This is a genomic window from Shewanella sp. 10N.286.54.B9, assembly GCF_041468565.1.
GTDB lineage: Bacteria > Pseudomonadota > Gammaproteobacteria > Enterobacterales > Shewanellaceae > Shewanella.
On sequence record NZ_JBFRIY010000040.1, the window covers coordinates 36,721 to 57,387 of the forward strand.

General features: G+C 45.1%; 21 protein-coding genes. All 21 read left to right on the forward strand.

Going from position 1 to position 20,667, the window contains the following annotated elements; all coding sequences use genetic code 11:
* Positions 1-100: 100 nt before the first annotated feature.
* The 21 genes from AB4135_RS14870 (at position 101) to AB4135_RS14970 (ending at position 20,614) form a co-directional block, all read left to right on the forward strand.
* A complete protein-coding gene (locus tag AB4135_RS14870) occupies positions 101-1,663 on the forward strand; it encodes a flagellar hook-length control protein FliK (protein ID WP_371994085.1) in 1,563 nt (520 codons plus the stop codon).
* A gap of 92 nt (positions 1,664-1,755) precedes the next feature.
* Entirely contained in the window at positions 1,756-2,274 is a 519-nt protein-coding gene (gene fliL, locus AB4135_RS14875; RefSeq protein WP_371994087.1) for a flagellar basal body-associated protein FliL, read from the forward strand.
* A 55-nt stretch (positions 2,275-2,329) separates the two neighbouring features.
* Positions 2,330-3,358, forward strand: a complete 1,029-nt coding sequence (fliM, locus tag AB4135_RS14880; protein WP_220737930.1) for a flagellar motor switch protein FliM — start codon at positions 2,330-2,332, stop codon at positions 3,356-3,358.
* A 12-nt stretch (positions 3,359-3,370) separates the two neighbouring features.
* The gene (gene fliN / locus AB4135_RS14885; protein ID WP_020911691.1) at positions 3,371-3,751 is read left to right on the forward strand and encodes a flagellar motor switch protein FliN; all 381 of its coding nucleotides are present in this window, start codon (positions 3,371-3,373) and stop codon (positions 3,749-3,751) included.
* Between the two features lie 11 nt (positions 3,752-3,762).
* On the forward strand, positions 3,763-4,137 hold the full coding sequence (gene fliO, locus AB4135_RS14890) for a flagellar biosynthetic protein FliO (protein WP_371994089.1): 375 nt from the start codon (positions 3,763-3,765) through the stop codon (positions 4,135-4,137).
* Positions 4,134-4,883, forward strand: coding sequence for a flagellar type III secretion system pore protein FliP (gene fliP / locus AB4135_RS14895; RefSeq protein ID WP_371994091.1), 750 nt, complete (start codon positions 4,134-4,136; stop codon positions 4,881-4,883). Before fliO ends, fliP begins: the two co-directional genes overlap by 4 nt.
* A gap of 108 nt (positions 4,884-4,991) precedes the next feature.
* The gene (locus AB4135_RS14900; RefSeq protein WP_220737933.1) at positions 4,992-5,261 is read left to right on the forward strand and encodes a flagellar biosynthetic protein FliQ; all 270 of its coding nucleotides are present in this window, start codon (positions 4,992-4,994) and stop codon (positions 5,259-5,261) included.
* Positions 5,262-5,328: 67 nt separating this feature from the next.
* Positions 5,329-6,129, forward strand: a complete 801-nt coding sequence (fliR, locus tag AB4135_RS14905; RefSeq protein WP_371994093.1) for a flagellar biosynthetic protein FliR — start codon at positions 5,329-5,331, stop codon at positions 6,127-6,129.
* A 57-nt stretch (positions 6,130-6,186) separates the two neighbouring features.
* Complete coding sequence (flhB, locus tag AB4135_RS14910; protein WP_371994094.1) at positions 6,187-7,320, forward strand: flagellar biosynthesis protein FlhB; 1,134 nt, start codon at positions 6,187-6,189, stop codon at positions 7,318-7,320.
* A gap of 260 nt (positions 7,321-7,580) precedes the next feature.
* On the forward strand, positions 7,581-9,680 hold the full coding sequence (gene flhA, locus AB4135_RS14915) for a flagellar biosynthesis protein FlhA (protein ID WP_371994096.1): 2,100 nt from the start codon (positions 7,581-7,583) through the stop codon (positions 9,678-9,680).
* A gap of 11 nt (positions 9,681-9,691) precedes the next feature.
* Positions 9,692-11,092 carry a flagellar biosynthesis protein FlhF gene (gene flhF / locus AB4135_RS14920; RefSeq protein ID WP_371994098.1) on the forward strand — a complete coding sequence of 467 codons (1,401 nt, stop codon included), beginning with the start codon at positions 9,692-9,694 and terminating at the stop codon, positions 11,090-11,092.
* A 4-nt stretch (positions 11,093-11,096) separates the two neighbouring features.
* Complete coding sequence (locus tag AB4135_RS14925; RefSeq protein WP_044556319.1) at positions 11,097-11,978, forward strand: MinD/ParA family protein; 882 nt, start codon at positions 11,097-11,099, stop codon at positions 11,976-11,978.
* Complete coding sequence (locus AB4135_RS14930; RefSeq protein WP_371994100.1) at positions 11,971-12,690, forward strand: RNA polymerase sigma factor FliA; 720 nt, start codon at positions 11,971-11,973, stop codon at positions 12,688-12,690. Before AB4135_RS14925 ends, AB4135_RS14930 begins: the two co-directional genes overlap by 8 nt.
* A 41-nt stretch (positions 12,691-12,731) precedes the next feature.
* Entirely contained in the window at positions 12,732-13,115 is a 384-nt protein-coding gene (gene cheY, locus AB4135_RS14935) for a chemotaxis response regulator CheY (protein WP_012143382.1), read from the forward strand.
* Positions 13,116-13,128: 13 nt separating this feature from the next.
* Positions 13,129-13,866, forward strand: a complete 738-nt coding sequence (locus AB4135_RS14940; RefSeq protein WP_371994102.1) for a protein phosphatase CheZ — start codon at positions 13,129-13,131, stop codon at positions 13,864-13,866.
* A gap of 13 nt (positions 13,867-13,879) precedes the next feature.
* Positions 13,880-16,069, forward strand: coding sequence for a chemotaxis protein CheW (locus AB4135_RS14945; RefSeq protein ID WP_371994104.1), 2,190 nt, complete (start codon positions 13,880-13,882; stop codon positions 16,067-16,069).
* A 92-nt stretch (positions 16,070-16,161) separates the two neighbouring features.
* Entirely contained in the window at positions 16,162-17,304 is a 1,143-nt protein-coding gene (locus tag AB4135_RS14950; protein ID WP_371994106.1) for a chemotaxis response regulator protein-glutamate methylesterase, read from the forward strand.
* The gene (locus AB4135_RS14955) at positions 17,297-18,034 is read left to right on the forward strand and encodes a hypothetical protein (RefSeq protein WP_371994108.1); all 738 of its coding nucleotides are present in this window, start codon (positions 17,297-17,299) and stop codon (positions 18,032-18,034) included. Before AB4135_RS14950 ends, AB4135_RS14955 begins: the two co-directional genes overlap by 8 nt.
* 63 nt (positions 18,035-18,097) lie before the next feature.
* Entirely contained in the window at positions 18,098-18,889 is a 792-nt protein-coding gene (locus tag AB4135_RS14960; protein WP_371994109.1) for a ParA family protein, read from the forward strand.
* Entirely contained in the window at positions 18,873-19,769 is an 897-nt protein-coding gene (locus AB4135_RS14965; RefSeq protein ID WP_371994111.1) for a chemotaxis protein CheW, read from the forward strand. Before AB4135_RS14960 ends, AB4135_RS14965 begins: the two co-directional genes overlap by 17 nt.
* A 353-nt stretch (positions 19,770-20,122) precedes the next feature.
* Positions 20,123-20,614, forward strand: a complete 492-nt coding sequence (locus tag AB4135_RS14970) for a chemotaxis protein CheW (RefSeq protein ID WP_371994113.1) — start codon at positions 20,123-20,125, stop codon at positions 20,612-20,614.
* Positions 20,615-20,667 lie beyond the last annotated feature (53 nt).

A 20,667-nucleotide genomic window follows, 5' to 3' on the forward strand; every position in this document is an offset into this window, starting at 1 on the left:
GATAATAAGTAATTTAAGCGGGCATTTAAGCCGATATTTTGACGCTAATTACTCAACTAAACGATCTATTTTGCTTTGATGGGACGCTGACGGAGAAGTTATGCAGCAGATGACCAATATATTACTCAGTAGTGCCGATGCCGCCAGTGCTAAAAAGACCGCTAGCGCAAAACCTGAACTGAGCGCTGAAGGTGATAATTTCTCTGTGGCACTTGAAAAGGCCAGCAAAGAGGGCGTTACGGCTGAGCAAAATAAAATAGATGGAAACGCTGCATCAACCACGACCGCGGCGGATAAAGTAAAACAAGGCGACTTGAAAAACGCCAACAGTAATGAAGAGTCAAACAGTGATGATGTTAATCAGGTACTGGCTCAAATTAACCTTGCCAACAACTTTCCTGTCAGCGCTGATGCGAATACTGACTCAGTGATTGCCGCTGACGGCGAAGAGTTGCCGTTAGGCGATGACACTAATGCAGAGCTTGCGATATCGAAAGCTAGCGCCGAAGAAACTGATAACAGTGACTCAGACATAACCACTGAGTTATCTGATGAGATCTTACAAGCACTAAGCTTACAAACTGGCATATCCGAACAAGCATTAACTGAAATGCCGCAGGCGGAACTTGAAGCGTTACTAGCACAAAGTCATATTTTAGATGCCGATGGTAAGCTATTAGCGCAATATGCCATCGTACCAGCGGCAAATGCAGCAATAATGAACTCTGCAGATGGGCATAACACTTCTACAAATAAAGCGAATACTTCTAGTGGTTTAGAAGTGAACAACAGCAATCTAAACGGTTCTAAACAAACAAGTAATGGCGCTACGACTGAGGCATTAACACAGCAAGCAATCGATCCGAGCACCAAAGCGGAAAGTCGCGATATTCTAGGCAAAGAAGCTGCCATTCAAACAGCAGCGGCTGCTGCAACAAGCACTACAGAAGCGGTTGCAAAGCGAGCTGATATAGAGAATAGCAATAATGGAAAACTGGCGAATACAGCCAATAGTATGGCGGCAGAGCAGCTTAAAGGCGCCGAGTTGTCAGTGAGATTGACCCCGATTCAAATGGGGTTGGAAGCGAATCTTGCTAGCGGCAATGAAGAGGTTTCTACCCAAGATATTAAGACAGTATCGGGCCTGCAAGCGCATAATTTGCAAATTCAGCAGAGTTTAACCCGAGTTGAACCACAGCAGATCCAGCTGGCGCTGAAACAACACGCTGATCAAGCTTCTCAAATGCAGGAGATGATCCAGCGATTTTCTCCAGTAATGAAGCAGCAGTTGCTGACTATGGTTAGTCAAGGGGTGCAACATGCTGAGATCAGACTCGATCCTGCAGAGCTTGGCAGTATGATGGTACGGATCCAAGTTCAAGGTGATACCACTCAAGTGCAATTTCAAGTCAGCCAACATCAAACTCGAGATCTCGTTGAACAAGCAATGCCTAGATTACGTGAAATGCTGGCCGAACAAGGTATGCAATTGACCGATGGCCAAGTATCACAAGGTGACAGAGGTAATGACCAATCATTCCAAGGTGATAGAGACAGCGGGGGCAATAGTAGCGCTGAAATGGATGAAATTTCAGCAGAAGAGCTGATTGTTGGCGCAAATCAAGCAACAAGTTCTGCTTCAGGTATAGATTATTACGCATAAGCAGGTAACCTATAGCACAGTTAAAAACTTGGCTTAACTTGTGACGTTGACCGAGTTAAGCAAGTGCATAGAAGTCCAGTTAGGGAAAGCAGATGGCAGAAGAAGAATCATTAGAGCTTGAAGTCAGTGACAAGCCTAAAAGTAAGAAGAAGTTAATTTTATTTGGCAGCATTGCAGCAGTACTTATTGTTATCATCGCAGTAACACTGTGGTTGCTATTAAGTGGCGATGAGACTGCAGATCAAACTAGCAATGGAGAGGTTGTTGCCGAAGAGCAAGTATCGGATAAAAGGGAAGCCTTTTACGCGGCAATGCCACGACCATTTCTGTTTAACTTGCCTGGTAATGGCCGAACTCGACTCGTTGAGATCAAGGTTCAGCTAATGGTACGTGGTAAAGATGATGATGTATTGATTAAAAAGCACATCCCATTAATTGAAGATGCGTTATTAACCACTTTTAGTGGCGCGGATGTGCAAAAACTCAGTACCTTAGCGGGCAAAGATGAATTGCGACTTTTAGCATTACTCAACGTGCAAAATACGCTGCAACCGATTATTGGTCGTAAAGTCGTTGAAAAAGTATTATTTACCGGCTTTGTGATGCAGTAAATTTACACGGCTCTTTTTGTAAACCAAACGTTTTTATATAGGCAAAGGCAATATCGTGAGTGATTTATTAAGCCAAGACGAAATTGATGCGCTACTACACGGTGTAGATGACGTCGAAGAGGATATGATTGAGGACGGTGAGCTTGATGCTCGTTCTTATGACTTCTCTTCGCAAGACCGTATTGTGCGTGGCCGAATGCCAACGCTGGAGATCGTTAACGAGCGTTTCGCTCGCCACTTGCGTATTAGTATGTTTAACATGATGCGCCGCGCGGCTGAAGTGTCGATTAATGGCGTACAAATGCTCAAGTTCGGTGAGTACGTCCACACTCTTTTTGTACCGACAAGCTTAAATATGGTGCGCTTTAGCCCGTTAAAAGGCACCGCGCTTATCACCATGGAAGCAAGGCTCGTTTTTATCCTTGTCGATAACTTTTTTGGTGGTGATGGACGTTTTCACGCAAAGATTGAAGGGCGAGAGTTTACCCCTACTGAGCGCAGAATTGTGCAACTACTGCTTAAAATTATCTTTGAAGATTATAAAGAAGCTTGGGCACCAGTGATGGATGTTGAGTTCGATTATCTCGACTCTGAAGTTAACCCCGCAATGGCGAATATCGTTAGCCCAACCGAAGTTGTCGTGGTGAGTTCATTCCATATCGAAGTCGATGGCGGCGGTGGTGATTTCCATATTACGATGCCGTACTCCATGATTGAGCCTATTCGAGAGTTACTCGATGCTGGTGTACAAAGTGACACGCAAGATACTGATATGCGTTGGTCGCAGGCTCTGCGTGACGAGATCATGGATGTTGATGTTGGTATCGACGCGACTGTTGTGGAGCACCAGGTGACATTGCGTGATGTGCTTGAGTTCAAGGCTGGAGATGTGATCCCTGTTGAGCTGCCTGAACATATTATTTTGAAAGTTGAAGATCTTCCCACTTATCGTTGTAAGATGGGGAAAACTAAAGAGAATCTTGCATTAAAGATTTGTGAACAAATACAAAGGCCAGAAACGGTTAAGTCGGAACTGCAGTTGGTGACCCATAAAGGCAAACCACGCGAACGTTCTGATATATAAGGTGATAAGTAAATGAGTACAGATACAGGCGATGACTGGGCTGCAGCAATGGCTGAGCAGGCAATTGAAGAAGCACAAGCTGTAGAGCTAGATGAATTTAGCAGCGATGCCGCTCCACTAAGCGAAGAGGAAGCGTCAAAACTTGACGCGATTATGGATATTCCTGTCACTATTTCGATGGAAGTAGGTCGCAGCTTTATCAATATCCGTAATCTACTGCAGCTAAACCAAGGCTCGGTTGTTGAACTCGACCGTGTTGCTGGGGAACCACTGGATGTGATGGTTAATGGCACCTTAATCGCCCACGGTGAAGTGGTTGTTGTTAATGACAAGTTCGGTATTCGTTTAACCGACGTGATCAGTCAGACTGAGCGTATCAAAAAGCTTAAATAAAAGGATTAGCAATGAGTTTTCAGCTTGTATTAGCTAGTCTTGGCACGGTCGCAGCGACAGCAGAGAAATCGGCAGCGCCTTCAAGTGTTGCCACACTGGCCAGTATGGTGGGAGGGCTGATTGTAGTCCTGTTACTCATTTTTGCACTCGCTTATATGGTGAAGCGACTTAATTTGGTACCCAGTAGCCAAGGAGTGTTGAAAACACTTGCTGTAACGCCACTAGGTCAAAAAGAAAAGTTGGTTCTGGTAGAAGTTGACGGCCAACAGTATTTACTGGGTGTTACCCCACATCAAGTTAATTTGGTTGATAAGCTCAGCGAGCCCGTTGAGATCTCCACAGACTCCTTTGCGAGTCGCTTACGTCAAGCGAAGTCATCCCAATGATAAAATGGATTGTGCTATTTGGTGGCCTCGCGCTGTCGTTAATATCCCCTACAGTGTTAGCTGAAACGGGGATTTTGCCCGCGGTAACTGTGTCAACGGGGGCTGATGGCTCAACTCAGTACTCGGTCACCATGCAGATATTGCTGCTAATGACCGCACTGAGCTTTATCCCTGCCGCTGTCATTATGTTGACCTCGTTTACCCGCATTATTGTGGTGTTGTCGATTTTGCGCCAAGCAATTGGTTTACAGCAAGCGCCTTCTAATCAAATCTTAATCGGTATCAGTATGTTCATGACATTTTTTATTATGTCTCCTGTATTCGATAAGATTTATGAGCAAGCGGTAAAACCTTATATCGAACAGGGAATGCCGATTCAAGATGCTTTTAATACGGGCAAGGGACCGCTGAAAGATTTCATGTTGTCACAGACTCGGTTATCAGATTTAGATACCTTCATTGAAATTTCGGGTTACCAAAATATCAATGAGCCGGAAGACGCGCCAATGAGCGTGATTATTCCGGCCTTTATCACCAGTGAACTCAAGACGGCATTTCAGATCGGCTTTATGCTATTCGTGCCCTTTTTGGTATTAGATTTAGTGGTCGCCAGTATCTTGATGGCGATGGGTATGATGATGTTATCGCCTATGATTGTCTCGTTGCCGTTTAAGATCATGCTGTTTGTGCTCGTTGATGGTTGGAGTCTTGTCATGGGGACGTTAGCCAACAGTTTCGGCTTATAGGTAAGCTATGACTGTAAGAGCGTTAACGGGTCTATGCCAACAATCGCACATTGTTATGGTTACGACGGTTTTGTTGGCGATTAAAGGTTTGTTTATAGAAGGTACCCTATGACTCCTGAAGCACTGATTGATATTTTCCGAGAAGCCTTAGCGGTAATTGTGACTATTGTTTCGATGATCATTGTGCCGGGACTCATCGTCGGCTTAATCGTGGCAGTATTTCAGGCCGCCACTTCGATTAACGAACAAACATTGAGTTTTCTGCCACGTCTACTAACAACCTTATTAGGTTTAATGTTGATGGGGCATCTGCTGGTACAAACGATGATGGAATTTTTTTTACAAATGGTAAATATGATCCCGCAGGTTATCGGTTAATCATGTTATTGCAACTGTTTGAATTCCCTTGGTTACAAAGTCTGCATTCAGGTGCTGTACTGTCATTATGAATATCTTACTTGATACTATAATGGGCGGGATTGCTGGCTACATGTGGCCATTAACACGGATCTCTAGCATGTTTATGGTGATGGCGGTATTTGGTGCTAATACCACTCCGTCGCGAGTTAGGTTGCTGTTATCTCTGACCGTTACAGCAGCAGTAGTGCCCGTGCTGCCGCCAATGCCTGATATCGAACTATTTTCTTTGAGCGCCGTGTTTGTCACTTTCCAGCAGATCATCATTGGTGTTTCTATGGGGTTTTCAACCCTGCTGTTAATGCAGACCTTTGTGCTAACCGGACAAATTATTGGTATGCAGACCAGTCTAGGTTTCGCCTCCATGATTGACCCCGGTTCCGGCCAACAGACACCAGTTGTCGCTAACTTCTTTCTTTTGCTAACAACAATGATATTTTTGGCGGTAGATGGGCATCTAATACTAATCAAAATGGTGGTTGCGAGTTTTGATTCAATTCCGGTATCAATGGAAGGTTTGAGTCTTGCGAGTTACCGGATGTTTACCGAATTTGTCGGTTATATGTTTGGCGCTGCACTCACCATGTCTTTATCGGCCATTGTCGCTCTTCTGACGATCAACCTCTCTTTCGGGGTGATGACACGTGCTTCGCCACAGCTGAATATCTTCGCAATCGGTTTCCCTGTGACCATGGTTAGTGGCTTGTTTATTCTTTGGCTCACTTTAACACCAATCATGGCTCACTTTGATGAGATATGGCGAGAGGTACAAATTCTGCTGTGTAATGTCCTTGAACTACAGTGCACCTTAGATGGTGGGCTTAACTGATGCTATTGCCTACGCGCTTCATCATAGTGATACCCCCACTCAATACGGGGGACTGTCATGGCTGAAAATGACAGTAGCCAAGAAAAAACAGAGGAAGCAACCTCCAGAAAGTTGCAACAGGCCAAAGATAAAGGGCAGGTTGCACGCTCCAAAGATTTAGGGACTTCTGCTGTTCTTATTGCCGCTTCAGTTGGGCTTGTTATGACAGGGCCAAGTATTGCTAAAGCGATGCACACTATTATGACTAACCTTTTTACATTGACCCGTGAAGAGATCTTTGACACGCGGCAGATGATGAATATTTGGAGCATGGTGGGCAATGAATTAGCTGCGCCACTGTTAGGCTTTATCTTATTGCTAGCATTGATCGCATTTGCTGGAAATGTGGCACTGGGTGGGATGTCTTTTTCTGCCAAAGCCTGTATGCCCAAGCCGAGTAAAATGAGCCCTGTTGCAGGGTTTAAACGAATGTTTGGCGTACAAGCTGTGGTTGAACTTACCAAAGGTATTGCTAAGTTTTCGGTGGTGGCAATTACTGCCTATCTGGTACTTAATATTTACCTCAATGATATTTTGATGTTGTCACAAGATCACCTTCCCGGCAATATTTATCATGCGTTGGATTTGGTTTCATGGATCTTCATTTTGCTGTGTGCATCGACGTTTATAATTGTCGCTATCGATGTGCCTTATCAAATTTGGAATCACGCCAAACAGTTAAAAATGACCAAGCAAGAAGTTAAAGATGAGTACAAAGATACCGAAGGTAAACCCGAAGTTAAGGGACGTATTCGTCAGCTACAACAAGAGATGGCACAAAGGCGCATGATGGGCGAAGTGCCTAATGCCGACGTCATAGTGGTTAACCCAGAACATTATGCTGTAGCGGTTAAATATGATGCTGCTAAATCAACCGCGCCTTTTGTGGTCGCTAAAGGGGTGGATGAAGTGGCCTTTAAAATCCGTGAAATTGCTCGAGAACATGATGTGGCAATTGTTACCGCGCCGCCTTTAGCCCGTGCTATTTACCATACTACCAAAATAGATCAAGAGATCCCCGAAGGACTATTTACTGCAGTAGCACAAGTGCTTGCCTACGTATTTCAATTGCGTCAGTACCAAAGAGGTAAAGGCCGTCGTCCTAATGCCATTCCCACTAAACAGCCTATTCCAGATGAGCTAAAACACTAATCGAGCGGCAATATCTGCAGGTTTAAATATTAGCGTTGCGTTAAAGTCTCATTTTTACGTTTGAAGTGTATAAAAAACACCCACTTACTTGGCTTTGCATTCTTTGGTTATTCTTTTCAGGTTATAGTGTCCATGCTCTGCAATGTGAGCAGCTTGATCCTATTGGTTTTGTTACTGGTTAATGCAATTAGTATTAGTACAACTTTTGGTACTAAATTTGCAGTACAGCCAATAGGCGTCAAAGATTGGACTTAGGGTGAATGGAATTTAACGCAAGACTTGGGCAATTAAAACAACTAAAGCCCGCACAATTTAAAGGTTTGGGTACCCCATTATTGGTTTTAGCTGCACTGGCTATGATCATACTGCCCATGCCTGCCTTTCTGCTCGATATTTTATTTGCTTTCAACATCGCACTTGCATTAGTTGTGTTATTGGTCGCTATCTATAGTGACCGGCCACTCGATTTTGCTGCGTTCCCCACGGTTTTGCTTGTTGCTACGCTTTTACGTCTAGCCCTTAACGTCGCTTCTACGCGTGTGGTGCTGCTTGAAGGTCATAATGGCGGAGATGCTGCCGGTAAAGTGATTGAAGCGTTTGGCTCAGTGGTTATTGGTGGCAATTACGCTGTCGGCCTAGTGGTATTTTTAATCCTAATTATCATTAACTTTGCCGTTGTCACCAAAGGTGCAGGGCGTATCTCTGAAGTGAGTGCTCGCTTTACCCTCGACGCGATGCCGGGTAAGCAGATGGCGATTGACGCAGACTTAAATGCTGGGCTACTTAGCCAAGACGAAGCCCGCACTCGCCGTGCAGAAGTGACTCGAGAAGCTGATTTTTATGGTGCGATGGACGGTGCGTCAAAATTTGTAAAAGGTGATGCGATAGCTGGGATATTGATTCTAGTGATCAATATCCTTGGTGGATTTGTTATTGGTATGGTGCAGCACGGGCTTAGTTTTTCCGATGCTATTGAGATTTACACGTTACTGACTATTGGTGATGGTCTGGTTGCGCAAATTCCTGGTCTTTTGTTATCGATTGCTGCAGCACTTATGGTTACTCGTCAGAACGAGTCTGGCGATATGGGCGAAATGGTGATGAGCCAGATGTTTGACAGCCCAAAAGCATTAGCCATTGCAGCTGCGGTTATGTTTGTTATGGGTATTGTGCCGGGTATGCCACATTTCGTGTTTATCACACTCGCGGCAATAGCGGGTGGGGCAGCATATTTTATTAAGAAAAAACAAGACACTGACAGAGAGCGGGCCGTTGAGCTTGCCAAGTCTGGACCGGTTGAGAAACGTGATGCGGCGCCAAAAGAGCTGAGTTGGGACGATGTTCAACATGTTGACACGATTGGTCTTGAAGTGGGTTATCGCTTGATCCCCTTGGTCGATAAAGGCCAAGGCGGTGAACTACTTGGTAGAATTAAAGGGGTGCGTAAGAAGTTATCTCAAGAGCTAGGTTTCTTAGTACCGGCAGTGCATATTCGTGACAACTTGGACTTATCACCTAATGCTTACCGCATATCACTGATGGGGGTGTCATCGGGAGAAGGTGAAATTCGCCATGATTGCGAACTGGCGATTAATCCTGGACAAGTATTTGGTAAACTCGAGGGGATCGAAACCACAGATCCTGCCTTTGGTTTAGAAGCGGTATGGATTGCACCAGAGCTCAGAGAACATGCTCAGACCTTAGGTTACACTGTAGTCGATTCAGCAACGGTAGTAGCCACTCACATCAGCCAACTATTGACCAACAATGCGTCGAAGTTACTTGGTTACGAAGAGGTGCAGCAGCTATTAGATATGCTGGCTAAGAGTTCGCCTAAATTGGTTGATGGCTTCATTCCAGATGTTATGCCACTTGGCACGGTGGTGAAGGTGATGCAGAACCTGCTTAACGAAGGCGTATCGATACGAGATATGAAGACCATAGTGCAGACATTGTTAGAGTACGGGCCGAAGAGTGCCGATACCGAAGTACTTACTGCTGCAGTGCGTATTGCCTTAAAGAGAATGATAGTACAAGAGATCAGTGGCCCTGAGCTTGAGATCCCTGTCATTACTTTGGCGCCAGAGTTGGAACAGATGTTGCATCAGTCTATGCAAGCAACTGGAGGTGAGGGTCCAAATATTGAGCCAAGCCTTGCAGAGCGTATGCAGAAGTCACTGGTTGATGCTACACAGCGCCAAGAAATGGTCGGTCAACCAGCAATTTTATTAACATCAGGCATGCTACGTTCAACATTATCAAGATTTGTTAAGCATACGATTCCAAATCTGAGGGTGATCTCCTATCAAGAGGTACCTGATGAGAAACAGATACGCATCGTATCCGCTGTTGGACAGTAGAGGGCGAATAATTGAAGATTAAAAGATTTTTAGCAAAAGATATGCGCTCGGCCTTAGCCCAAGTTAAAGAAACGTTGGGTTCGGATGCTGTCATTATGTCGAATAAGAAAGTGACCGGCGGAATAGAAATTGTTGCGGCAGTGGATTATGACGATCCTAAACCTCAACTTGCCGCGTCGGCGCCGTCTCCTGCAGCCTTTACCGACCTTAGCGATGAAAAAGTGACACTCGGATCGCAAGCCAATGTAAAAGCTGAGTCTCGCGCTAAAGCAACACCAGCGCCAGATTCGCTGCAAGCATTGCTGGAACGTCAACAAAGCCGTGTCAACCAGCATACTTCAGCCACGCGTAGTGAAGAGCTCGACATGCCTGAGTGGGCCAAAGGTTTACAGGCACAAGTTGCCAAATCTAAAGAGCCTGCAAAGGCAGAGTTTACCCCGAATAGAGCGCCGGACAGCTTTGCACCACAGAAACAAAATAACAGCGCAGAAATGGATGCGATGAAAGAGGAGTTGGCGTCAATTCGCAGCCTACTCACGCATCAAGTTAGCACCTTAATGTCTGAACAAAAAAAGCGTGTCGATCCCGTTGGTGCGATGCTTGAGAGCAAGTTGTTAGAAGCTGAGTTTTCTCCTGCGGTTGCCAAAAAACTGTCTAACTTGAGCGAGCATTATTCACCAGCTGAATTAGTCGCCTCATTGCCGCGAAGTTTAGCTAATATGCTAGACAACCAAGGCGATGATATTGTTCGTCAAGGTGGTGTAGTGGCATTTGTGGGACCAACAGGTGTAGGTAAAACGACAACTGTTGCTAAATTAGCCGCTAGATTTGCCGCACATCATGGTTCAGATCAAGTCGCATTGATTACAACTGACCATTATCGCATTGGAGCCTTTGAGCAATTGGCAACTTATGGCAAAATAATGGGATGCCCAGTTAAACAGGCTCATGATTTTAATGAGTTAGAACAGATTTTGTATCAGTTTAGAAACCGCAAGTTAGTATTGATTGATACTGCAGGTATGAGCCAGCGAGATCTGCGTTTGTTTCAGCAATTGGATAACTTAACTGCAAATAGCAGAATACCTATTCGTAGTTATCTGGTAATGTCTGCAACAGGACAGCGTCGAGTACTGGAAGACGCCGTAAAACAGTTTACCCGTATCCCGCTTTCAGGCGCGGTACTGACTAAGTTAGATGAATCAGTGTCATTGGCGCCAGCGCTAAGTGTACTGATCCAAAGTGGGTTACCTTTGAGTTATGTGACTGATGGACAACGTGTTCCTGAAGATATGCAAGTGGCTGACACGTTAGCTTTAGCCAACCGAGCATTAGCCGTGTTAGATAACCAAGAATTAGAACCATTACAGAACAGTGAACGGTCACGAGAAGTGACCCATGCATTTGAGTAAAAACATGACTCCCGATCAAGCAAGTGGTTTACGTATGATGAATCAGCCAAATAATGAAAAAGTAAAAGTTATCGCCGTGTCTGGTGGTAAAGGTGGCGTGGGTAAAACCAGCGTGTCAATTAACACCGCCGTAGCGTTAGCAGAAAAGGGCAAACGCGTGCTCGTTTTGGATGCCGATTTGGGTTTAGCGAACGTCGATGTGATGCTAGGACTGCGCGCTGAGAAAAATTTATCTCATGTTTTGTCTGGAGATGCCGAATTAGATGATGTCATCTTAAGAGGACCAAAGGGTATTGGGATTATTCCTGCAACGTCAGGAACCCAAGCGATGGTTGAGTTAACTCAAGCACAGCATGCAGGTCTCATTCGCGCATTTAGTGAAATGAGAACTCAGTTTGATATCTTAATCGTCGATACCGCAGCGGGGATTTCAGACATGGTGCTTAGTTTCTCGCGGGCGTCACAAGATGTATTAATCGTTGTTTGTGATGAACCAACATCGATTACTGATGCTTACGCACTGATTAAAATATTGAGCCGCGAACATGGCGTGTTCCGATTTAAGATTGTTGCCAACATGGTGCGCAGTCTACGCGAAGGGATGGAGTTGTTTGCTAAGTTAAGCAAAGTAACTGATCGATTCCTAGATGTGGCGCTCGAACTGGTTGCTACGGTGCCTTTCGATGAAAACTTACGTAAGTCGGTAAGAAAGCAAAAACTGATTGTTGAGGCGTTCCCTAAGTCTCCAGCAGCCATTGCTTATCACGGACTAGCGAACAAAATAATGAGTTGGCCGATACCTTCTCAGCCTGGCGGACATTTAGAGTTCTTTGTTGAACGATTGGTTCAACGCCCTGATTATCAAGAGGATAAGTCAGGTGAATAAAGCGGCCGCGTATACTAGTTTAGATAATAAGACCTCTATCGTTGAACAGTATGCACCGCTAGTAAAAAGAATTGCACATCATTTACTGGCGCGCTTACCAGCGTCAGTGCAGCTAGATGATTTGCTGCAAGCGGGTATGATGGGGCTGTTAGAGGCATCATCAAAGTTTGATGGCAGTAAAGGCGCGAAATTTGAAACCTTCGCTGGTATTCGAATTCGTGGCTCTATGTTAGATGAAATACGACGTGGTGATTGGGTACCGCGTTCGGTGCATCGCAATCAACGTCGTGTTGCGCAAGTGATTGATGAGCTAGAGCAAGAACTTGGTCGCGATGCACGAGATCCTGAGATAGCAGAGCGATTAGAGATGTCGCTTGATGAGTATTACAGCATTCTAAATGATGTGTCTGTGGGCAAAGTTGTTGGCATTGAAGATTTAGGTGTCGCAGTCGATGTCGTTAGCCACGAAGATGATCATGAAGATGTGTCTTATGAATCGTTAGCTGAAGTTGAATTTCATTCAGCATTAGTGGCAGCGATAAAGCTATTACCAGAACGTGATGCTCTGGTATTGTCGCTGTATTACGATGAAGCATTAAATTTAAAAGAGATTGGGGCCATTCTTGAGGTCAGTGAGTCTAGAGTAAGCCAGATCCATAGTCAGGCGATGCTAAGGCTCAAAGGTAAACTCAAGCACTGGACGCAAGCATAACAATAAACAAACACTAAAAAATAAGTTCCGCGGAGGAAACCTTGGACAAGAATATGAAGATTCTTGTTGTTGATGACTTTTCAACAATGAGACGTATCATCAAGAACTTGTTGCGAGACTTGGGATTCAACAACACTCAAGAAGCAGATGACGGTTCAACAGCCTTACCTATGTTACAGAAGGGCGATTTTGATTTTGTCGTAACCGACTGGAACATGCCTGGTATGCAAGGCATTGATCTACTAAAGGCGATACGTGCCGATGATGAGCTAAAGCATCTACCGGTACTGATGGTGACAGCTGAAGCTAAGCGTGAACAGATTATCGCAGCGGCGCAAGCTGGTGTTAACGGTTATGTCGTTAAGCCCTTCACTGCAGCAACGCTTAAAGAAAAGCTAGATAAAATTTTCGAGCGACTCGGTTAAGCAAGGATGAGCAATGCAGCAACATACTTCAGGGCTCATTACTCTCGAGCAAGCTGAGAGCCTCGTCGCGTTACTTCGCGATGGCGAGCAAGCCAAAGCCGATGAATTGGTGAGGGATATAGCCTCTCCAATCCAGAAAGAACTCTTTGATGAAGTTGGCCGTTTAACCCGCCAACTTCACAGTGCAATTGTAGACTTTCAAGTGGATAACCGCTTGATTGAACTTGCTAACACCGAAATACCGGATGCTAAAGAGCGCTTAACTTACGTTATTGATATGACGGAGCAAGCTGCTAATAAGACCATGGACGCGGTAGAAGAGTGTTTACCTTTAGCTAATGCGTTAAGCAATAATATTCAAGCGGTAAAACCTGCATGGGATAAACTCATGCGTCGTGAGTTACCACTGAATGAATTCAAAGCGCTATGTCATGATATTCAGCAATTTGTCGAAAGAAGCGAATCGGATGCAAACCGAGTCAGAGAACTTCTTAATCAAATATTGCTAGCACAAGATTTTCAAGATCTAACTGGGCAAATGATCCGTCGGGTGATAGATCTCGTTCGAGAAGTTGAGAACAGCTTAGTATCGATGTTGACTGTCTTTGGTGAGCAACCAGCCACTGCTGATGAATGCGCACCATCGTTAGATGTTGAAGCCGAAGGTCCTATTATGAATGCAGAAAAACGTCAGGATGTTGTGACGGGTCAAGATGAAGTTGACGATCTGCTTTCGAGTTTAGGTTTTTAAGGGAGTCAAAATAATGTCCTTTGATGTTGATGAAGAGATACTGCAGGACTTTTTGATCGAAGCTGGTGAAATTTTAGAGCTTCTACAGGAACAACTGGTCACGTTAGAAAATAATCCTGACGATACCGATCTGCTTAACGCTATTTTTAGAGGTTTTCACACCGTAAAAGGTGGTGCAGGCTTCCTCAGTTTGACGCCAATGGTTGATGTCTGTCATGAAGCAGAAAATACCTTCGATCTATTGCGTACCGGCAAACGAGAAGTTAGCGCCAACCTGATGGATGTTATCCTGCAGGCAGTTGATGCGATTAACTCGATGTTTGCCGAAACTCAAGCAGGTCAGCCTCAATCTCCAGCCGACACCACATTGCTAGCACAACTAAAAACCTTGAGTGCGGGACAATTGCTGCCCTCAGAGTTAGCAGACACTCAAGCGAGTGTTGCTACTGTTGCAAGCGAAGTAGTCGTTGAAGAGCCAATGGTTGAAGAGGTTGTAGAGGCTGTAGCACCACAAGCTGCCGATATGACAGCCGGCGGCAGTATCGACGACATCAACGACGCAGAATTTGAAGCATTACTTGACGCATTACACGGCAGTGGCAAAGGCCCGGGTGTTGATGCTGCTACAAGTATTGTTGAAACTGCCCAAAGCTCAGATGACATTACCGACGATGAATTCGAATCTTTACTTGATGAGCTGCATGGTTCGGGTCAGTTTAAGGCATCAGCTTCGGTCGCTGTCGTAACTGAGGAGCCAACTCATGTTGTTGACTCTGATGAGATAACCGATGACGAATTTGAGCGTTTGCTTGATGAACTGCATGGTTCTGGCGCCGCACCAGCCGCTGTAGAAAAACCGGCGCAAGTGACCACAAGCGAAACCGCTCCCGCTGCAGTAGTTCAAGCGATAACCACGTCACAGCAAAAGGCCGTTACGGCTCCAGTTGCTAAAGCTGAGGTTAAAGCAGAAGCAAAACCTGTCGCAAAAGCTGCGCCGAAAACTGCTGGCAATAATATGCCACAAGCTGAAACGACAGTACGTGTTGATACCTCAAGGCTCGACCAGATAATGAATATGGTCGGTGAACTGGTATTAGTCCGTAATCGCTTATTGAGCCTAGGGATCTCACGTGATGACGAAGAGATGTCGAAGGCTTTAGCTAATTTAGACTTAGTAACAGCGGATCTTCAAGGCGCGGTGATGAAAACCCGCATGCAGCCAATTAAGAAGGTATTTGGTCGCTTCCCACGTGTTGTTAGAGATTTAGCCCGCAGTCTCAATAAAGAGATTGATCTTGTTATGGTGGGTGAAGATACCGACCTGGATAAGAACTTAGTTGAAGCGTTAGCCGATCCTCTGGTGCATTTGGTGAGAAACTCAGTCGACCATGGCATTGAGATGCCCGATGATCGTGAAGCGAGCGGCAAAGCACGTAGCGGAACGATTACTCTGTCGGCTAGCCAAGAAGGCGATCATATTCTATTAAAAATTGAAGATGATGGCGCAGGGATGGACCCTGAAAGACTTAAGAATATTGCGATAGATCGCGGTGTACTTGACGAAGATGCTGCTGCTCGAATGACAGATGAAGAAGCTTATAATCTTATCTTCGCCCCAGGCTTTTCAACCAAGGTAGAAATATCTGATATTTCAGGTCGTGGCGTAGGAATGGACGTGGTTAAAACACGGATCACCCAGCTAAACGGCACCATCTTTATTGATTCGCTTAAAGGCAAGGGCACACGGTTAGAGATTAAAGTGCCATTAACACTCGCTATTATGCCTACGTTAATGGTTGAAGTCGCTGAGCAAGTATTTGCATTACCTCTGTCCAGCGTTAACGAGATCTTCCACCTTGATCTGACTAAAACCAATGTGGTCGATGGTCAACTGACCGTCATTGTTCGTGATAAAGCGGTACCGCTATTTTATCTAGAGAGCTGGCTCACTCGAACCCAAACTGGCGGGATCCATGGAGATAGACAGCATGGGCACGTGGTTATTGTGCAGTTAGGCACGATGCAGATAGGGTTTGTAGTGGATTCACTTATTGGACAGGAAGAGGTGGTAATTAAGCCACTAGGCACCTTGTTACATGGTACGCCGGGAATGGCGGGGGCGACAATTACCTCCGACGGCGGTATCGCGCTGATTTTGGACGTTCCTGGACTTCTAAAGCATTACGCACGCAATAAAGGTTAACGCCTAATTGAGAGGGCAAGAAGAAAACATGTTTTCGACTTGTCCTTTTGCATAATGTGAAAGCTGGAACCCCATGCGTTATAGGAATTTAAATGGGCATAAAAGTACTAGTTGTCGACGATTCAAGTTTTTTTCGACGACGCGTTAGTGAGATTGTCAGTCAAGATCCAGAACTCGAAGTGATTGGCACTGCTGTGAATGGCGCAGAAGCCGTAAAGCTTGCGGCAGAACTTAAGCCACAAGTCATTACCATGGATATTGAGATGCCAGTGATGGACGGGATCACTGCGGTTAAACAGATTATGGCCAGCAATCCGGTGCCAATTTTGATGTTTTCATCATTAACCCACGATGGCGCCAAAGCGACCTTAGATGCGCTTGAAGCCGGTGCACTTGATTTTCTTCCGAAACGATTCGAAGATATTGCCACCAATAAAGATGATGCTATTGCACTGCTACAGCAGCGAATTAAAACCTTAGGTCGGCGTCGTTTATTTAGGCCTGCTGTTCGCCCATCAATAGCAACGGTAAAACCGCGGGCAACTGCGGCGCAGGCGGTGCCTTTATCCCGTGCAGCAGCTTCCAGTAAGCCAGTGCCGCCGCAGCCAGCAGATAAACCGAGCAGTCGTTCGTCGGCTGTTACTCGTGCCAGCGGTAAAAAGTATAAAGCTTTACTAATTGGCACCTCGACTGGCGGCCCGGTCGCACTGCAAAAAGTGTTAACCCAATTACCGGCAAATTATCCGCACCCGATTTTGCTGATCCAGCATATGCCTGCAGCTTTTACACCGACCTTTGCAACTCGCCTAAATAGCCTGTGTAAAATTGAGGTAAAAGAAGCGCAATCTGGTGATCAATTACGTGCGGGTTGTGCGTACCTAGCACCTGGCGGAATGCAGATGATGCTGGAGCGCAGTGGTAGTTTTGGTCGTATTAAAGTGCTCGCAGGGAAACCTGAGATGAACTATAAGCCCAGTGTGGATATTACCTTTGCATCGGCATCTAAATTATTTGGCGGCGATGTATTAGCGGTAGTGCTCACTGGTATGGGCGCAGATGGTCGCGAAGGCGCTCGTATGCTCAAAGCGACGGGCGCTAATATTTGGGCACAGGACGAAGCAAGCTGCGTAGTGTATGGCATGCCGCAAGCGGTAACGAATACCGGCATTGCAACTAAATCTATTAGCATTGAGCAGATGGCCGAATCGATCCTCAAAGAGACGGCACATGGCTAGTAAACAACGGCAATATGAGTGTCGAACAAGCATCAGGGGCGCGGTGAATACTGTGTCGTTGTTGGTGATGTTTTTACTCAGTATTGCCGCTTTTGTTTTAGGTTCTCTCTATTTCGAACTCAGGTATAAAAATCAGTTATTGCTAGAAGAAGTGGCTGAATTAAAACAAAGCCAAATTTTGTTTATGGTACCTGATGAGCAAGCTGAGGTTATGGCTAATTGGATGGCGGAAAACCCAGTGTTTGTGCAGTCATTTGTTGCTCGCGCACGCGCGGGAGAGCTTACGTCAATGCCGATAGGTGATGGCAGCGTGGAGCAACTTATTCAACGCTCTATCACGCAATCAAATCAGAGCGAAGCCGAAAGTAGCATCGCTGCAGATAACAGTATTGAAAATACCGTGCTTGAGCCATTAACTATCGACTCAGCAAAATCAAAAGTACCTACAACAGACAATAGGCTGCTGCAGGAGAATGACTTGCCTGATATTGATACTGCTCATGTGGTTGCTAAGATAGATAAGCAAGAACCTGCTGCTGAATATGCCGACGATAGATTGCTACAAGAGTCAAATGCCGTTGTCGAGCAAGCTAATAATGAACTAGCCCCACAGATGACTTATAGCCTTCCAGACAAAGCTCAAATGCTCAATATTACTGAAGAGGGCGTAAAGCTGATAAGCCTGCCTCATGGCGGGATCAGGATCACAACTCGAGCGATAGAAGATTAGCGGTTAGCTTAGTGTGAGTTAGAGTCTCTCAAAGACGGTGGCGCGGCCATCATAAGGATCATTTTGAAAATTTGGACCATAGCAAACCAGAAAGGCGGTGTTGGTAAAACAACGACTGTTGCTAGTTTAGCTGGCGCGTTTACCAAGCGTGGTAAACGAGTGCTCATGGTCGACACGGATCCTCATGCATCACTAGGCTATTACTTAGGGATCGACAGTGAAGAGTTACCGAGCTCTTTGTATGATCTCTTCTTAGCCAATAAAAAGTTAACTAAAGAGACCATTGGCAATTATATTGTGCCTACCAATGTACCCGATCTCGATCTAATCCCCTCTACAATGGCATTAGCTACGCTAGATCGTAGCCTTGGGCACCAAGAAGGGATGGGGTTAATTTTAACTAAAGCGTTAGCGCTTTTAGAGGATCAATACGATGTGGTGCTTATAGATTGTCCTCCGGTACTCGGTGTGTTGATGGTTAACGCTCTTGCTGCTAGTCAGCACATTATCGTACCCGTTCAAACTGAATTTTTGGCGATTAAAGGGTTGGATAGAATGGTTAAAACCATGATCCTCATGGGACGATCAAAGAAAGTCCAGTATAGCTACACAATCGTACCAACCATGTTTGATAAAAGAACCCGAGCTGCCACAGTGGCTTTGCAACAATTAACTCAAGATTATCGAAACAATCTTTGGTCTGATGTTATCCCCGTGGACACTAAATTTAGAGACGCAAGCTTGAGCCATCTACCCGCTTCACATTTCGCGCCTCGTAGTCGAGGGGTAAAAGCTTACGATAGGCTACTCGATGACTTACTTGCCAAGGATTTCTCCCATGTCAAAATTGGTTGATGATGCAGTAAGTGATTACTTCTCTTTATTGTTAACTGACAATACAGCAGACACAGAATTGGCTGACCCCTTGATTGCATTAGCCGAGGAGGTGCCTACTAGGCAGCTTCAACGTCAATCAAAGGCCGAGGTTAAACAGTATGCTGTGAAAGAGCGTGTCAGTAGCCAAGCATTGGAGCAACTGTTAGCGCCGGTATCTGCACCGACAGTTGTAGATAACCAGCTTGAACAACCTCAAGTACACCAGTCTTTAGTCGAAGAGAAGACTAGAGCTAAAGCTGATAGAAATGTCGTTATCGATGCGCCCGAAGTGAGCGAGGCTATAGCAGCTAAAGCTATTGTGCCTGAAGAGATAGAGCCTATTGCTCATCAACAGATTCCAGAATCACCGCCGGCGCCTCCAAGCGTCACTAAAGATCTGGTAGAGCAATTAGATGACGAGTTTCAAGTACTGTTCTTTAAAGTTGCTGGATTAACTTTAGCGGTGCCATTAGTCAGCTTAGGTGGCATTGTAAACCTTGACCGTATAAACCATTTAATGGGTCGGCCAAGTTGGTATCTCGGTGTGCAGCAGCACAGAGAGTCTCAGTTAAATGTGGTTGATACCTGTGCCTGGGTAATGCCCGAAAAATATGAGGATTTGGCACAAAGCGTCAACTATCAATATATTGTGGTATTACAAGAGAGTAGCTGGGGCTTAACCTGCGAGTCATTGGTCAATACTGTAAAAATACACAAGTCACAAGTTAACTGGCGCAGTCAAGCAGGTAAAAGACCTTGGCTTGCTGGAGTAGTAAAAGAGCAGATGTGTGGTATTTTGAATGTTGATGCATTAATTACGATGCTCGATTCGGGGCTTGGAAGTCAAGGCTCGCGCTAGATTGCTCTGAGTCATTACCGCAGTAAATTAGCAAAATTTGCAGTGGCGAGTTTAGAAAAAATAGCAAATGCCGATAAAGGGCATAGGTTTGTAGTATTTCGATATTAAAGTGATTGGTTTGAAGCGCATAGAAAGATATGCTTATACCAATCACAGTAAGTAGGTGTTCAGAAATAGCGCAGGAAAAACATTTGACACAAGGCAGAAATTTTCGATAAGTAGTTATTCTACAATCAACATTTTTAACGACGTTATCGAGTATTTTGACAAGCTAGAGTGAGTAGTTATTTACTACGGTTGGTATTAATATAATATTTAAATAGATAGTCACAGAACTATTGATTGAGGCGATTATGACAAGTTCAAATAGCGTAGCCGTAGCGGCTGGCAATGAAGATGCAGTGTTACAATGGGTGACTTTCAAGTTAGATAATGAAACATATGGCATCAATGTCATGCAGGTTCAAGAAGTACTGCGTTACACTGAAATAGCGCCGGTACCAGGTGCACCGCACTACGTTCTAGGTATTATCAATCTACGTGGTAACGTTGTGACTGTTATCGACACTCGTTCGCGCTTTGGCCTTGCGTCTGCAGACGTTAATGATTCAACGCGTATCGTAATCATTGAAGCTGAAAAACAAGTTATTGGTATATTGGTCGATAGCGTTGCAGAGGTTGTTTACCTGCGTCGCTCAGAGATTGATAATGCGCCAAATGTGGGTACTGAAGAAAGCGCCAAGTTTATTCAGGGTGTTAGTAACCGCGATAGCGAGCTGTTGATCTTAGTGGATCTGGATAAGCTACTCTCAGATGAAGAGTGGATGGAACTGACACAGATTTAATCGCTAAAGCTTAGATGGTAAAAGCTAAGACGGAAAGGCTAAAACAGCCTAGA

Bases quoted from the DNA above. Each gene is read 5' to 3' on its own strand.
- AB4135_RS14945 (WP_371994104.1), top strand. From the start codon at position 13,880: ATGTCCTTTGATGTTGATGAAGAGATACTGCAGGACTTTTTGATCGAA.
- fliO (WP_371994089.1), top strand. From the start codon at position 3,763: ATGAGTTTTCAGCTTGTATTAGCTAGTCTTGGCACGGTCGCAGCGACA.
- AB4135_RS14965 (WP_371994111.1), top strand. From the start codon at position 18,873: ATGTCAAAATTGGTTGATGATGCAGTAAGTGATTACTTCTCTTTATTG.
- AB4135_RS14925 (WP_044556319.1), top strand. From the start codon at position 11,097: ATGACTCCCGATCAAGCAAGTGGTTTACGTATGATGAATCAGCCAAAT.
- AB4135_RS14900 (WP_220737933.1), top strand. From the start codon at position 4,992: ATGACTCCTGAAGCACTGATTGATATTTTCCGAGAAGCCTTAGCGGTA.
- fliL (WP_371994087.1), top strand. From the start codon at position 1,756: ATGGCAGAAGAAGAATCATTAGAGCTTGAAGTCAGTGACAAGCCTAAA.
- fliP (WP_371994091.1), top strand. From the start codon at position 4,134: ATGATAAAATGGATTGTGCTATTTGGTGGCCTCGCGCTGTCGTTAATA.
- flhA (WP_371994096.1), top strand. From the start codon at position 7,581: ATGGAATTTAACGCAAGACTTGGGCAATTAAAACAACTAAAGCCCGCA.
- AB4135_RS14870 (WP_371994085.1), top strand. From the start codon at position 101: ATGCAGCAGATGACCAATATATTACTCAGTAGTGCCGATGCCGCCAGT.
- AB4135_RS14950 (WP_371994106.1), top strand. From the start codon at position 16,162: ATGGGCATAAAAGTACTAGTTGTCGACGATTCAAGTTTTTTTCGACGA.
- fliN (WP_020911691.1), top strand. From the start codon at position 3,371: ATGAGTACAGATACAGGCGATGACTGGGCTGCAGCAATGGCTGAGCAG.
- AB4135_RS14970 (WP_371994113.1), top strand. From the start codon at position 20,123: ATGACAAGTTCAAATAGCGTAGCCGTAGCGGCTGGCAATGAAGATGCA.
- AB4135_RS14940 (WP_371994102.1), top strand. From the start codon at position 13,129: ATGCAGCAACATACTTCAGGGCTCATTACTCTCGAGCAAGCTGAGAGC.
- flhB (WP_371994094.1), top strand. From the start codon at position 6,187: ATGGCTGAAAATGACAGTAGCCAAGAAAAAACAGAGGAAGCAACCTCC.
- AB4135_RS14955 (WP_371994108.1), top strand. From the start codon at position 17,297: ATGGCTAGTAAACAACGGCAATATGAGTGTCGAACAAGCATCAGGGGC.
- fliR (WP_371994093.1), top strand. From the start codon at position 5,329: ATGAATATCTTACTTGATACTATAATGGGCGGGATTGCTGGCTACATG.